Source organism: Rhodoglobus aureus (assembly GCF_039527955.1).
Classification (GTDB): Bacteria; Actinomycetota; Actinomycetes; order Actinomycetales; family Microbacteriaceae; genus Rhodoglobus; species Rhodoglobus aureus.
Map to the genome: position 1 here is coordinate 1 of NZ_BAAAKW010000056.1, position 14142 is coordinate 14142.

A 14142-nucleotide genomic window follows, 5' to 3' on the forward strand; every position below is an offset into this window, starting at 1 on the left:
CGACTCATGCCTCAAACAATGACGGGAAGTGTCAGGACCAAAGACCGCTGAAAGGTCAGAGCTCTATTGATGCAGAACCGTCAGAGATGTCCTGATACATAACAAGGATGAGATGGACGACAGTGCCACGACAGTGCCGGCGCCGCTGGCAGAATAAAAAGAGCAAATCGCAGGATAAGGACACAGGTTAATGCACTTGATTGCATCCTGTCCCCTCATGAGTGGGCCTCGCGCCAAGCATGCCCGTTCAACTGAAGCCATCGGAGTTCAAGGAAGCCGGCAACGACTACCGCTGTGGCTTTTGGCTTTTAGTGGCGGCGTACCTATGTCTTAGAGGAAAGCTTTAGCGGGGAACAGTGACCGCACGTCATCCTCCGCGCGAGGGCGACTCAACGGTGACGAGGAGGGTCGCCAAGGAGTCGAACGCGTCGGCGACGAGGATGTAATGTGCCCAGGTTCCTCTGTTTGTCGCGGGAGAGGATTCCGGTGTTGACGAGCACTGTGAGGCGGTAGGAGACGGTGGGCTTTGGGCTGGCCGAGATCGAGTGAATCGGTTAGTCGTCAACGTACGCTCCTGCATCGTCGTGCGCGGTGATCTCTTTGAGGCTGCCGACGTGGTTTTCGGTGTTCTCGTTGCTGATGGCTCTCCTCGTGAGTGGAGCCGGCCGTCCCGTTGGTGAGGTGAAGAAGCTCGGGTGCCGCCAGCTGGTTTTTCCAGCCTGACGTCAATTTTCTATAAAGATTGCTGTGGATTTGCGCGGTCTTGCCTCAATTTTGATGGGTTGGCGGGGTGAGGTCATTATTGACCGGGGCATGGTTTGGTGGTCATGATCGCTGGCACGGTTCAGATTTTGAGGTGTTCGAGTGCGGCTTGATAGGCCTCGTTGTAGGTTGGAAACTGGGCGACCTGATCGCGGAGAGTTTCGATGGGTATCTTGGTGCGGATCGCGAGAGACGCGTGATGAATCCATTCCGCGGCCATCGGTCCCACAGCCCAGGCGCCGATCAAGGTTTTACTCCCGGTATCGGCGAGGAGGCCGAGGTGTCCACGCGGGTTCTGTTCATAGGTCCAGGGACGGGCGATTGCTTTGGCGAGGTCAAGTTCGGTGCTGACGGTCGTTAGGCCTTGCACGTTGGCTTGTTTTTGGGTGCGGCCGGCGGCAGCGATTTCAGGGTCACCGAAGACAACGCGCGGGATTCCTTCGTAGGTTGCGGGGTGAGGTTTGCCGAGAAGGCTGTCGGCGGCGATGCGGCCTTGGTATTTAGCGACGTGGGTGAAAGGCATCACTCCGGTGACGTCGCCGATCGCCCACACATTCTCTGCCGCCTTGCAATGGTTGTCGACCTTCACATATCCGCGGTCGTCTAGCGTGACGCCGATGGTGTCCAAACCGAGGTTTTGTGTGCGAGGTGTGCGGCCGGTGGCGAAGATGACCACGTCGATATTGATTGCGGTGCCATCGTCGAGGTCAAGGACGCTGCTGTTGCCGTCCCGGTGACCGCGAAGGGCGGTCGCTCCGAGGCGGATGTCGACTCCTGCTTCCTGCAGGTACCGGGTAACGAGTTCGCTGGCGCGGGGCTCTTCTCGTTCAAGGAGCCTCTGACCGCGGTGAAGGAGGATGACGTGGACACCGAAGCGGGTAAGGAATGTTGCGGTTTCCACAGCGACGGCGCTCCCGCCGATGATAGCGACTCGTTTGGGCAAGGTCGTGGCCGTGTAGGTTTCCCGGTTCGTCCACGCAGTGATGTTCTCTATTCCGTCGAGGTTGGGGACGACCGCTTCGGTTCCGGTAGCAATGATGATGTGGTCCGCAGTCAGTTCCCGGCCGTCGGCTTCGATGCGGCCCGGGCCGGTGATGCGGGCGGTGCCTTTGACAACGAGGGCGCCTTGTTTGCTGTATCCGTCGATCTGTCCAGTGTCGTCGAGGTTGCGGATCATATAGTCCCGGTAATTACTGGCTTCAGCCCAGTTAAGTTCGGCGCCTGAGACGCCGGCGGCCCGGTCAACTTCGGTTAGTGCTTCCACGGGCCGCAGGAGGGTTTTGGAGGGAATGCAGCCCCAGTAAGCGCATTCACCGCCAATAAGTTCCTGTTCTATGGCGGCGACTTTTTTGCCCGCCTTGATAAGGCGGCTGGCGGCCACCTCCCCGCCGGGCCCCATTCCGATAACAGCAACATCAACGTGTTCGGTCATACCGAACTCCTTACCTCAGTAAAACTGAGCGACTATTCGTGACTGTACACCTACGGCGGGGCCAAAGCTCATGATGGGAGCTAGCCTCCTAGATAATGGTTGGTGGGCGCTAGCAGCAGCTCGCGTCGGCCGCCGGGGACGAGTCGCCGGCAGTGTCAGCTTCGACGAGCATGTTTTGCGCGATTGCGAGACCAAATGTGAACGCCTCAGCAACGGGAATGGCGGAGCCACCCGGGTGGGTCTCAAGCCAGGGCTGCGCCTCGTCGCTGGAGGCGAAGAAGTGGACCTGGTTGCAGAAAGAGGAGCGAACGGCGCTCATGTCTTCTGGGTTGACCAACGAAACGACCGCCGTGCCCGGCACGACGCTGGCCACTCCTGCGGCGTCGACCGTGAGCTGCACGGGTACACCCGTGGCCTGGCAGACGGACTCGATGCGCGCCGAGCGGCCCAGGACGGCAGGGAAGATCAGCGTGTCCAGCGCGCACCAAGTGTAGAGCGGTGCGCCGTCGATTTCGATGTGGTGGGGGGTCGGTTGCAGGGTCAAACCCTGACCTATGATGCGTCCGGCATCGTCATATTCAGTGTCCGGAACGCTGGCGAGTGCCCGGATGACTTCGGGCATCGTCTTGCCGGCAGCTGCCGCTAGGGCGCCGAGCTCGACCGGTTGACCCTGTGCGAGAAGCCGCACAAGCGGCACCCAGATGTCGGGGACTAGCCCGGTGGCCCGGGAGGTGAGGCGTTCGGAGAGGTTCAGTGTGTTCGACATGTCGATATGTTCCGTTCTGTTCGTGGTTAGGCGGCGCAGCAGGAGAGCTTGGAAACGTCGGTGTTGAAGGATTGAGCGGCAATTTTGATGCCTTCGGCCATGGTCAGGTACGGGCTCCACATGTGGGCGACCTGGTCGACTGTCATTCCGGCTTCCAGGATGTAGACGCCGGCGGCGGCGATCTCCCCGGCGTCTTTAGCAACAGCGGTGATGCCGACAATGCGCCCGGTGTTATGGTCGGCGACAATCTTGATGAACCCGCGAGTGTCCCGATTCACCAGCGCCCGGGGTACGTACTCCAACGGCACCACCCCGCACTGGCAGCTGATGCCCGTACCGTTGGCTTCCTTGTCCGTCATCCCCACCGCGGCCAGTGCTGGGCTGGTGAAGGTGACCCGCGGAAGATGGGAATAGTTGACTTCCCGGCCGGCATTGTTGAACGCGTTTTCCACGACCAGAGCACCGTGGTTGGCGGCAACGTAGACGAACTCGCGGTGCCCGGTCACGTCCCCGGCAGCCCAGATCCTCGGGTTCGTGCTGGTCAGCAGACTGTTGACCACGACCTCGCCCTTCCCGCCAACGTCGACGCCGACCGCGGCCAGGTTCAGACCCTCGGTGACCGGGCGGCGGCCGGTGGCAACGAGTATTTTGCTCGCCCCAAATTCCTGCTGCCCGCCATCCACGGTCGCGGTTGCGACAACGTCGCCCGTGGACTGGTCGGTGCGTACCGCGGTCACGGTGGCCCGTCGGACGACCCGGATGCCCTCATCGGCGAAGACACCAGCCAACGCCCGGGATGCTTCCGGTTCCTCCGCCGAGGCAAGTCTCGAACGGACCAGCATGGTCACCTTCGAACCCAACCGGGCGAACAGTTGTGCCTGCTCCAGGGCCACGTACCCGCCACCGAGAACCAGCAGCGACTGCGGGACCTCGTCGAGTTCCATCGCGGTCGTCGAAGTGAGATAGCCCACACCGGCCAATCCGTCGATGGGGGGAGCCCACGGGGCCGAGCCGGTCGCGACCAGGTAGTGGGTTGCGCGCACCGTTTCCACGGTCCCGTCGGCGTCTGTGATCTCTAACGCGGGACCGTCGGCGGTTCCGGAGAATGCGGCATTGCCCTGCCGCAGCTCCCACCCGTAGTCGTTGATCAAATCCACGTATTTCCCGGCCCGCATCGTTTCGACCAGCGCGCGCTTGCCGCCGATCAGCTCCGGCATATCCACCGGCCCGGCAGAGGCAACGATGCCAGGGAACCGGCCCGAATCCAGGGCAATATGGCGTGCGTCGGCGGCCGCCAGCAGCGCCTTGGAGGGCACGCAACCGGTGTTCACACAGGTGCCACCAATCGTGCCCCGCTCGATCATCACTACCTTCTTGCCAAGGTTGGTGGCCCGGATAGCGGCGGCAAACGCCCCGCCGCCGGAACCGATAATAGCGAGATCGAAATCGGGTACTGAACGTTCGGACATGAACTCTCCTGGAATGGGCGGATACGGGACCGTGTGCGGTCGCACTTGGTCGCACTTGGTCGCACTGGTTCTGCTACTCCATACTCTGCACCTTCCCCTATAGTGGAAGGTCAAGTGGTGGATTGTCTGCGAACAGATTGGAAGGTGCATTGTGCGTATTGGGGAAGCGGCTGCGGCCATGGGGATGACGACGAAGACCCTCCGTTTCTACGAACACCGTGGGCTCCTGCCAACGGCCCACCGGGCGTCCAATGGCTACCGCGACTACGGGGGCGAGACGGTGGCCCGGTTGGATTTCATCCGCCGCAGCCGGGTCGCGGGACTCACCCTGGCGCAGATCGGTGACATCCTGCAGGTCCGTGACGCCGGCGGCACCCCCTGCGCCCACGTACGAGACGCACTGGCCAGACAGCTCACCGGTCTGGACCGGCAGATCACCGAACTGGTGGCGCTCAGAGCCACCGTCGCCGAATACTACGACGCAGCCGCCGCCGCTGATTCAGTCAGCTGTGACTCCGAACGCATCTGCAGCTTGCTCTGACGAGGGCAAGCGACGATCAACGGTCAGGGGTGCCGTTGACCCGGGTCTAGGGTCGGGGTGCAGCAGTCGTCTTCCGCGGCCTGCCGGTGCGATTCGTCTGCTGCGGCTGACCGGCGGGATCTGATCCTGCGTAGCATCGCGCCGATCAGGATCACCACGACCAACACGCCGCCCACGGTGAGGATAAACAGTTGATTGCTGCTCACCCAGGTCGACAGGGGGACCGCGATCCCAGACAACACTGTCGTTCCAGGTGCACCGCCGAAAAGTTGGGGCAGCCAATACGCGAGCAGATACCCGCCGGATAACGCCAACACGATGCCGGTGATCCGATTCATGTGGGGCATCAAACGACGAAGGTATCTAGTCATTACCGTGCCAGCGAAAGTGGTAACCACCGAAAGAGTGATCAGAAGAACACTGGAACCTGCCGCGTAGGCGGCGAATACCAGCAGCACGGATCCCCACCCGGTGCCGGCAAGTGCTTGAGTGACCACCGCCAAGAGCAGGGCCAAGCTGCACGACGCCGACGCCACTGCGTAGCCGACCCCGAACGCGAACATCCCGCCAGATTTGCGGTTCTGCCCCACCGAACTGAGAGCCGTCCACCCCAGCGGAATTCGGAGGCCGATAAGCATCCCAAGACCCAACAGGACAAACACGGCGCCCAGCACGGCGGCCAGCCAGGGGATCGCCCCGATCAAGGGGCGCATGCCGACAGCCACAAGCAAGCCGAACACGGTAAACGTGCCGGTGAACCCCAGAGTGAGAGTCACACCGGACCTCAGCCCAGCAACAAGACGCGCCCATGACCCCCTGGTCGCGTCCGCGGTTGCTGTTCCGGTGCCGTAGGCAAGAAAGGCCGGCAGGACCGCGAAGCCGCACGGGTTGATCGGGGCCAGCATTCCAGCTCCGAACGCCAGAATGAGAAGGGCGGTCATCGGGTCCCTGCCTTGGTCAGAGCTTCCCGGATCTGTGCCGCGCTGGGATCCACTCCGCGGAACACGACGGTACCCGACGCGTCCAGCGCGACCACGGTGCTCATATTCTGCACCTGGTACGCGGTAATCAGTTGTGCATTCGTATCGGTCGCGAACGCCAACGCCAACGCATTATTCTGGGACAGGAACGAGGTGATGTCGGCTGCCGACTCGGAAGGGTCAACGTCGACTGCAACATAATTTGCCCCCTGTGGTGCGCCGCGTTGCACATCAGCCAATACCGTGCTCCCCGCCCCGCAGCTTGGGCAGGCGGTCGAGAAGAACAACAACACACTCGGCTTCGAACTCGGCACGGATACCCGGCCGCCATCCACAGTCTGCGCTGTGAAGGACCCGGCCGCCTCGGATGAGTTAGCCGCAGGCGGAGCCTGCGCAACCTGGGTCGTGGTGCAGCCGGCGAGGCCAAGCCCCGCGATAGCAAAGACAACACTCCCGAGAAGCCACGGCCCTCGCAAGCGCCTACGCGGATGCGGTGTAGGTGTTGCGGAGTCGCCGCTCATCGCTGAAGCCCATCCATGCGATCAGCGTGCCCCTGGACGGATGCTGGCTCCGCCACAGTAAAGCTCTCGGCCTGTCGCTTCGCGGCGGATCGGCGGCGGAGCACCCACCATATGAAACCTGCGGCAAGGACGACCGCTGCCGCGATGACCCATGGGTTACCCAGAACAGAACCGACCACGCCGACAACGCCGGCCGCACTGACGAGGCCAACGCCGAGCAGCGGCAGTGCGCCACAGCATGCGGCAGGAATCAGCAGAATCCCGATTGTGGCCAGCACCGTTTTCCTAGTGCCCTGTTTCGAACTCGACGACATAATAATTCCTTCCAAAGCACAGGCGGACAAACCGCACTCGCGCCCAGGCGGCAGCGGAGTAAGCAGCAACTCCCAACTACAGTGTCAACCTTCCCCTATGGGAGAATGTCAAGCCGAAACGTTCGAGCGCTGCCCTCCTCGATGGAGTCGAGTGCAAAGGCTCGCGAGTCGGTAGGTACCATCGCATTCAGGCCCTGTCGGCGGCACCTCCGGGTTCGTCTACGTAACCCCGTCGACAGCAACCGTAACGTCGAGTAAGGCGCAGCTCGTTCCGGTCATCCCGCCGATCCCGCGCACGAGTCGACGACAAGGCCGGGTTTGCGAGCGCGAGGTCCCGCCCAGTCACGTTCGAATCCTGCCAGTCTCAGCAGCTGGCCATCAGCATGACGGCATGCCCGCAAGCCGGACGCCTTGCGAACGCTCCCGTGCGCCGGCTATGTTCCCGAGCGCGTGGGCGTGTACCGCACGTGGGACCCGTCCGAGATTGGGCACGCTCAACGGGAGTCTTGCGCAACAACGCTCGTGTGTCGAATTCGTTCATTTTCGGGACGAAAGGTAACGAACCTTAACTTCCATTTGGATGTAAGCTTTATCGAAGGAGGAGCAATGAAAATTGGAGAGTTGGCGAACCAGGTTTCGTTGAATCCGAAAACGATCCGTTACTACGAATCGATCGGGGTGCTTCCCGAGCCGGCCCGAACCCCGTCGGGTTATCGGGACTATGACGAGAGTGTCACCGAGCAGGTGACGTTCATCCGCACGGCGCAGCGGCTGGGGATCACGTTGGATGAGATCAGAGAAATCCTCTCGTTCCAAAAAAGAGGCAAGGCGCCGTGCGCGTACGTGCGTGAGGTCCTCGACAACCAAGTGGTTGAGATTGACGTGCGCATTCTCGAACTGCAGGAGCTGAGGGGCCAGCTTGTCGAACTCGCGGTCGAGGCCGCTGAGCTCCCACCGCCGGATGCGGGAGATGTCTGCCCCCTCATCGAGCATGTGAGGCAAAAGGGCGTGAGGAACTCCACCGACCGCGGCTTTGCACGGCGTCCAGCGGCCCGGCGCTAAGTACTCAGGCGCTGTCCGCCATTTCATGGCACGCCGTCGCCGTCTCACGGCAGGCTTCTGCGCACTCGGTCATTCTGAGGCGTTCGCACTCGTCAGCGCAGCGCTGGCATACGTCCGCACACGTTCGACACTGCTCCGCGGATAGGTTGCGGCCGCGGGCCACGAGCGGAATACACCCAGACACAGAGTGACGCAATTGGAAGAGGATCCGATGCAGGTGAGAAGAGCCGGGTTGCCCTGGCTTGCGCAGTCCTTCGCGCACGCCTCGCAGGTTGCGGCGCAATTGGCCAGGATGCTGACCAACTGCGGGGTGTCGTTGTCAATGACCGACCTGTCGACCTTCCCGTCGCCGGACGGTCGACACGCCCATGGAAGGAAGTCGCGACTGAATAGTACCGGACACTTGACCTTCCATTCGAGTGGAAGGATTAGCCTGTAGCTCTGTTGGTAGTGACGGCCGAGTGGCGGCCCCGATCGCCGGCATAGGAGGTAGTGAGATGGTTGAGAAAGCGACTCTGCACGTCGAGGGCATGACCTGCACGGGGTGCGAGCAACGGATCGGGAAAGCCCTCGGCCGGATAGAGGGAGTCAGTCAGGCCGCTGCCGATTACCGCACCGGCGTGGTAACCGTCCGCTTCGACCCGAAGGCGACCGACCGGAGCCGGATCACGAGGAAAATTCAGGATGTTGGCTATTCCGTGACAACCGACGACAAGGAGGCCACCCCGTGAAAGGTCGGACCCACGCGGCGGCGGTGACCGAAGCGATGGCACCGCCGACAGCGGCTGACCCGGAGCCGTGGCTCGCGGGGCCGCCGCGCCTCGACGAGGATGGTCGGGCCCACCTCCAGCTCAAGCTGGGGGGCCTGCACTGCTCGTTCTGTGTGTCCACGATCGAGAAGTCGCTGACCCGCCGTGCGGGCGTGGACACGGTGGCGGTGTCTCTCGCTCACGAGGAGGGTTTGGTCACCTATCGCCCGGAAGTGATCACGCCGGCCGAGATCGTCGGCACGTTGTGCGAGGTCGGCTACGCGGTGCGGGACCCGCGCAAGACGGCGACGTTCGAGGAGGCCGAGGCCGAATTGGCCGATGAGCGCAACCGTTTCCTCGCCGGTCTCGGACTTACCGCGCTGGCGCTGGCGCTAATGGTGTTCACGTGGGCCGGCCAGCCGCCGACGGTGACCGTCGACGGGCGCGCATTCGGCTATGGGCCCTGGATACTTTTAGGTCTGGCGCTGGCGATGATCTTCGTGGTCGCGCGCCCGATCCTGACCATGGGTTGGCAGTCTGCGAGGCGTGGAATCCTCAATCAGCACGTGCTGCTGGAGGCGGGTGCCTTCGGCGGTCTTCTCGGTGGGCTGCTCGGGCTCTTCGTTGCGCCGAAAACCTTCCCCGCCGGGGAATTCCTGGCCACCGCAGTGTTCATCACCACCTACCATCTGCTTTCCGGCTTCGCATCCTCGCTGATTCGCAACCGCTCCAGTCAGGCGGTACGGCGGTTGCTCGAGCTGCAACCCGACACCGCTCTCCTAGTCCGCGAGGGCGTGGAGAGCGAGGTCCCCGTCGACGAGGTGCGCATCGGTGATCACGTCCGTATCCGCCCCGGCGTACGGGTCCCGCTTGACGGGCGTGTCTTATCCGGCAGCTCGGGCGTCGATGAGTCGATGGTCACCGGCGAGCCCATGCCAGCCGAGAAGCGGGAGGGGGAAGAGGTCATCGGCGGCTCGGTCAACCAGACCGGCACTCTCACCATCGAGGTGACCAAGGTTGGTGAGGACTCTTTCCTGGCCCAGGTGGCACGTAGCATTGAACAGGCCCGGGCACTCAAGCCCAGCATCATCCAGCTCGTCGACCGGATCATCGTGGTCTACGTCCCCACTGTGCTCTCGGCCGCGGTGCTCGCGGTCCTGGTATGGACCCTCGGCGCCTGGGCCGTCACCGGCCACCCGGACACGCCTCGGGCGATCTTCGCCGCGCTGGCCGTATTGGTGCTGGGCTACCCCTGCGCGCTGGGCATGGCCACCCCGCTGGCCATGGCGCGCGGCGGCGGGCAAGCAGCCGAACAGGGCATATTGATGCGCTCAGGTGAAGCTTTCCAAATCTTTGGGGAGATCCGCAGGGTCGTACTGGACAAGACCGGCACGCTCACCGTGGGCAAACCCACGATCACGGACGTGGTGCCCGCGGCCGGCGTCACCCGCGAGGAGGTGCTCGCGGCCGCAGCGACCGTCGAGCTCAACTCCGAGCACCCACTCGGACGCGCCATCGTCGATGCGGCCTTCGACGCGAGCCTGGAACTCGGTGACCTGGAGGAATTCTTCTCCGAGACCGGACAGGGCGTGACCGCCGTTTCCAACGGAATCCCTCTCAGCGTCGGACGTCCGGATTGGGCGGCGCCAGAAGGACTCGGTGCGCTTACCTCGCGGCGCCAGCAACTCGAGGAGGAAGCACGGACCGTCGTCGTCGTCACCCGCAACGGACGGCTCCTCGGCCTAGTCGGTATCGCCGACGAGGTCAAGGCCGACGCGGCAGAGGCGGTGGCCCGGCTGCGCCGGGCCGGGATCGAGCCGATGATACTCACCGGTGACAATGCGCGTACCGCCGCGGCGGTCGGGCAGCAGGTCGGAATCAGCGACGTGCGCTCAGGACTGTTACCCGGCGAGAAGGCGCAGGCCATCCGGGAGCTGCAGGCGCAGGGCCTGCGGGTGATGATGGTCGGCGACGGCATCAACGACGCACCGGCACTCACCCAGGCCGACATCGGTGTCGCAATCGGTGCAGGCACCGACATCGCGATCGAATCCGCCGACATCGTCCTGGTTGGTCCGCGTCTCAGTGCCCTCGCCGACGCACGCGACATCGGCGTGTCGTCCTTCCGCAAGACCAAGCAGAACCTCGGGGTGGCTTTCCTCTTCAACGGCATCGGCGTGCCGCTGGCCGTCACCGGGGTTGTCGGACCGGTATGGGCGATGATCGCGATGATCGCGTCGGTGTCGCTCGTGCTGGCCAACAGCTTCGGCGCGCGCCTGTCGCCAGCCGGCATCGCAGCGCTCGGCCGTCGACTCGGCGGATGGTCACTCGACGCCGTGCGAGGCCTGAGCCCCCGAGGCCTGCGTCGCTGGGCCTGGACGCCACGGGCGGCCGGAATCGTTGTCTTCGTGCTAGCCGCGCTGGTCGCTGGCGCGGTGTGGGGCATCGCGCTCGGTGCGCCCGTGCCTGGGATCTCATAATGGTGCGCTTCCCAATTCTCTCCTCCGAACAGATCACCGCCGCCGCGGCGGCCGGACTGGTGCTGCTCGACTTCTGGCAGGCCAGCTGCGCGCCCTGTCAAGCCCTCGAACCACGGCTCGAACACGTCGCCCGGCGCCATCACGGCGCGTTCACCGGCTACCGGATCGACGTGGACACCGACACTGTCACACCGGCCCGCTACGGCGTGCTCAGCATCCCCACCCTCGTCTGGCTACGCGACGGGGTGGAGGTCACCCGCCAGGACGGCCTAATCCGGGCCGAGGACCTCGAGCAGGTACTCACCACCCTTATCGCCACCGACCCCTGACAGCCGGAGACACAGAAGCCACCTGCATGGACGAGGGCATCACCCTGATCAGCTCCAGCGACTTGCCCCTATCTGAACAGGAGCCCACGGTTTCTTCCTCGACTCCAACCGGGCAACCCCCGCGTCGCGGAAGATCCGCGCCAACGACGAGACCGACGGCACTGGCTCCATCCGCAACGAGCGCATCTTTTCGTGAACACTGATCGGGCCATGATCCAAACCCGACTGCTCAAGAGCGGCACGAACGCCGACCGCTTGAGCCTTCACCTCATCCGAGATCCGGTTCGGGCTCGACCTCGGCCAGCGGGTGCGAGGCTCAAGTGCTGCAGCCTGCCCCTCCAACCGCGCTCGTTTCCGAATCGCATAGAAGGATTTGCGAGACAGGTCATGCTCGAGACAAAACGTCGTCACCGACCCGCGCGGCGCATCATCAGGCCACTGGACGATCGCGAGACGGACACGAGGATCAACAGGTTCAACAGGGCTCATCCCTCAAACATCGATCAAAAGTGTCACCACCAAGACCGCCAGAAGTGTCACCAAACTATTGGGGCAGAACTGTTACCGATGTCCTGAGACATCACACTCACTGCCACCGTGCCACTGACGGATGCCAATTCCGGCCAAGCGTCAGCCCGTCGATTACCGGATCGATGAAGGCAGCTACTCGAATGAGGGCGTCCGAGAAGAGTTCCGGGATCGAGTCCCTCTGCTCCTGGTGCGTGCGCCACAAAGACCACTTCACTTGCGCAATTGCCGGCATCCCCTCCAACGCAGGAATCAGGGTTTCGAGCGTTGCCCGACGATGTGAGGCCACGACGATCATCGCCTCCCGTAACTCCGTCTCGTCGATCGAGTGCCGGTTTGCGATCGCAATAACGTCCGCGAAGTCGCGCCATCTCGTATTGGCGTCTCCGCGTTGGATCATCGTGACAACTTTCTCCGCGACGATCATCACGATCGGGTAGCCGAGGATTGAAATGGGTGCGGACTGGTCTTTGTCGAGGACACGCGGCAGGATGACTCGCTGCGGAGCCGGCCAGATCGGGTCGCCAAAACTGATGTCGAGACCGATGACGTTCTCAGATCGGCCGATCATGCCGGTCAGTTTCACCCGGATTCCTTGATACTCATCACCGTCGCGGATGGTCTCGGCGCGAATCGACCCGAGGTCAAACTCGATGCCGTCGTCGAGGGAAATTGCGGCGATCTCGCGGATTCGGGTCGCAACATCCTGAGCATCGTTATTGATGCGCGTTGCTTCAAGATCGATGTCCTTGGTCGGACGTCGAAGAGCGAATGCGGCGAGAAGCACACCGCCCTTGAGCACAAAGTCACACGCATACTCAGATGTCGCAATTCGTGCGAGCATTCCCTCAAGTGTGTAGAGCCGCGCAAGTTCACTGACGTTCTGCCCACCAGCTCGCGCCTGATTCTGGATGTGCGCGAACCGTGACGCACCGTTCGTCACAGCAGGACCTCCAGAGAGTTGCGCAGCCGAGGCAACGCCTTCGGAAAGCTCTTCGCCATCTTCAGCAGCTCCGCCGGCTGGGAACTAGGGATACGCAGCCACCGCTTCAGGGCCTCATTCGCGGTGTCAGCGCCGATCAGATGCGGAAGCCTAAACGCATCGATGATCGTGCGCTGCGAACTGTACAACCCGATGAAAATGCCGTCAATGATTTCAACCTGCTCTCTGCCAACGAGGAATGTGCTGGCGTCGAAGTGGTGCCACGCGATCCTCGAATACGGTGCCTTCAGCGTCCGCGAACCTCGCGGAACGGCAATATCGATCTGGAACGGGATCTCATCAGTCAGGTCATGACGGTCCAGGGCACTCGTGAGGCACATCGTCGCACTCGGCTTACGTAAGGCAATCGAGGCCAGAGAGGCGCTGTCATCGTCAACCAACCCCGTCCGCGCGTATGTCCCCGGCGCGATGCGCTCGACATCTCCTCGGAGGATTCCCTCGTCGACGTCTCGCCACGAGAGTTTGGATGCCGTGATGTCCGCGTCGCGAAGGATCGCCTTCGACGGAAGCCTGCGATCGGCCATTGCTCCCACCCTCCGTCCGTGGCAAATTGTTTACATATAGGACATGTGTGTACACATATTGTCACACACTTTGCCCTAAGGCAACACAGCTCTTCATGCAATGCAGGGTGCTAGCGCCAACGCTACTGTTCCCTCATGACAGCGGAACACTTCGAGGAGTACGCGAACCTAACGGCGGACCAGCGCAGCCCGGACCGTGCGCGACGCGTTTTTCGCCGGGCTCGATCAGCGTCTGTTGCCGACAACCAAACCTGGGGCAATCCACGCAGCCTTGCCGACGACGGTTGAAGCCACACAGCAACCGAGGCAACTGATCCGCGGGCACGTGGATAACTTTACGATGGCGTGAGCCGACCACGGCCTTCAGGCTTATTGAGCCGCCCATACTCTGGCACGGCGGCCGGCATGGATGAGGCACAATGACCAGCGATCAATAGGTCACTCTCACGGATACGCCGGGACCTCGACAAACACTGGGCTGCGATCGGTCACAGAGTCGGTATTTGACCCAACATTTGACCCAAAACTTTTTGAAGTGTGGGCAAAATGTGGGCAAACGAACAACAAGCCCGACCGCTGTGATGTATCAGGACATGCCTGACAAATCTGCATCAGGACATCTCTGACAGTTCGTGCATCAGGACATCTCTGACACTTAGAGGGTTCTGGGTTGTCGTCCTCG

At 62.6% G+C, this 14142-nt stretch carries 15 protein-coding genes and 1 pseudogene; 6 read left to right on the plus strand and 10 right to left on the minus strand.

Features of this window, described 5'->3' with window-relative positions:
• Window positions 1-844 precede the first annotated feature (844 nt).
• The 3 genes from ABD112_RS11935 to merA form a co-directional block, all read right to left on the minus strand.
• Entirely contained in the window at window positions 845-2194 is a 1350-nt protein-coding gene (locus tag ABD112_RS11935; protein ID WP_343926146.1) for a dihydrolipoyl dehydrogenase family protein, read from the minus strand.
• A 109-nt stretch (window positions 2195-2303) separates the two neighbouring features.
• Window positions 2304-2960: an organomercurial lyase MerB gene (merB, locus tag ABD112_RS11940; protein WP_343926147.1), complete on the minus strand. Its 657-nt coding sequence runs from the start codon at window positions 2958-2960 to the stop codon at window positions 2304-2306.
• Window positions 2961-2986: 26 nt separating this feature from the next.
• On the minus strand, window positions 2987-4429 hold the full coding sequence (gene merA / locus ABD112_RS11945) for a mercury(II) reductase (protein WP_343926148.1): 1443 nt from the start codon (window positions 4427-4429) through the stop codon (window positions 2987-2989).
• Window positions 4430-4613: 184 nt separating this feature from the next.
• Here merA and ABD112_RS11950 point away from each other — a divergent pair, with 184 nt between their 5' ends.
• On the plus strand, window positions 4614-4970 hold the full coding sequence (locus ABD112_RS11950; RefSeq protein WP_425563838.1) for a MerR family DNA-binding protein: 357 nt from the start codon (window positions 4614-4616) through the stop codon (window positions 4968-4970).
• Between the two features lie 23 nt (window positions 4971-4993).
• On the opposite strand, the gene ABD112_RS11955 is transcribed toward ABD112_RS11950, so the two are convergent.
• The 3 genes from ABD112_RS11955 to ABD112_RS11965 are packed head-to-tail and all read right to left on the minus strand — an operon-like array spanning window position 4994 to window position 6785.
• Window positions 4994-5911, minus strand: a complete 918-nt coding sequence (locus tag ABD112_RS11955; protein ID WP_343926150.1) for a cytochrome c biogenesis CcdA family protein — start codon at window positions 5909-5911, stop codon at window positions 4994-4996.
• A complete protein-coding gene (locus ABD112_RS11960; protein WP_343926152.1) occupies window positions 5908-6471 on the minus strand; it encodes a TlpA family protein disulfide reductase in 564 nt (187 codons plus the stop codon). Before ABD112_RS11960 ends, ABD112_RS11955 begins: the two co-directional genes overlap by 4 nt.
• Window positions 6468-6785 carry a hypothetical protein gene (locus ABD112_RS11965; protein WP_343926153.1) on the minus strand — a complete coding sequence of 106 codons (318 nt, stop codon included), beginning with the start codon at window positions 6783-6785 and terminating at the stop codon, window positions 6468-6470. Before ABD112_RS11965 ends, ABD112_RS11960 begins: the two co-directional genes overlap by 4 nt.
• 606 nt (window positions 6786-7391) lie before the next feature.
• Between ABD112_RS11965 and ABD112_RS11970 the strand changes: the two genes are divergently transcribed.
• Window positions 7392-7847 (plus strand): heavy metal-responsive transcriptional regulator, encoded by a 456-nt coding sequence (locus ABD112_RS11970; protein WP_343926155.1) that lies wholly within the window; start codon window positions 7392-7394, stop codon window positions 7845-7847.
• A 4-nt stretch (window positions 7848-7851) separates the two neighbouring features.
• On the opposite strand, the gene ABD112_RS14665 is transcribed toward ABD112_RS11970, so the two are convergent.
• The gene (locus ABD112_RS14665) at window positions 7852-8109 is read right to left on the minus strand and encodes a four-helix bundle copper-binding protein (protein WP_486374865.1); all 258 of its coding nucleotides are present in this window, start codon (window positions 8107-8109) and stop codon (window positions 7852-7854) included.
• Between the two features lie 235 nt (window positions 8110-8344).
• On the opposite strand from ABD112_RS14665, the gene ABD112_RS11975 reads away from it, so the two are divergent.
• The 3 genes from ABD112_RS11975 to ABD112_RS11985 are packed head-to-tail and all read left to right on the plus strand — an operon-like array spanning window position 8345 to window position 11405.
• Window positions 8345-8578 (plus strand): cation transporter, encoded by a 234-nt coding sequence (locus ABD112_RS11975; protein WP_343926156.1) that lies wholly within the window; start codon window positions 8345-8347, stop codon window positions 8576-8578.
• The gene (locus ABD112_RS11980) at window positions 8575-11076 is read left to right on the plus strand and encodes a heavy metal translocating P-type ATPase (RefSeq protein ID WP_343926157.1); all 2502 of its coding nucleotides are present in this window, start codon (window positions 8575-8577) and stop codon (window positions 11074-11076) included. The genes ABD112_RS11975 and ABD112_RS11980 overlap by 4 nt, the downstream gene beginning before the upstream one ends.
• The gene (locus tag ABD112_RS11985) at window positions 11076-11405 is read left to right on the plus strand and encodes a thioredoxin family protein (protein ID WP_343926158.1); all 330 of its coding nucleotides are present in this window, start codon (window positions 11076-11078) and stop codon (window positions 11403-11405) included. The genes ABD112_RS11980 and ABD112_RS11985 overlap by 1 nt, the downstream gene beginning before the upstream one ends.
• Window positions 11406-11519: 114 nt before the next feature.
• Here ABD112_RS11985 and ABD112_RS11990 read toward each other — a convergent pair.
• The 3 genes and pseudogenes from ABD112_RS11990 to ABD112_RS12000 all read right to left on the minus strand — a co-directional run.
• Window positions 11520-11894: pseudogene (locus ABD112_RS11990) on the minus strand (IS481 family transposase); the annotation flags it as partial.
• 97 nt (window positions 11895-11991) lie between these two features.
• Window positions 11992-12876 (minus strand): nucleotidyl transferase AbiEii/AbiGii toxin family protein, encoded by an 885-nt coding sequence (locus ABD112_RS11995; RefSeq protein WP_343926160.1) that lies wholly within the window; start codon window positions 12874-12876, stop codon window positions 11992-11994.
• Entirely contained in the window at window positions 12873-13460 is a 588-nt protein-coding gene (locus ABD112_RS12000; protein ID WP_343926162.1) for a type IV toxin-antitoxin system AbiEi family antitoxin domain-containing protein, read from the minus strand. Before ABD112_RS12000 ends, ABD112_RS11995 begins: the two co-directional genes overlap by 4 nt.
• A gap of 135 nt (window positions 13461-13595) precedes the next feature.
• Here ABD112_RS12000 and ABD112_RS12005 point away from each other — a divergent pair, with 135 nt between their 5' ends.
• Complete coding sequence (locus tag ABD112_RS12005; protein WP_343926164.1) at window positions 13596-13748, plus strand: hypothetical protein; 153 nt, start codon at window positions 13596-13598, stop codon at window positions 13746-13748.
• Window positions 13749-14142: the final 394 nt, after the last annotated feature.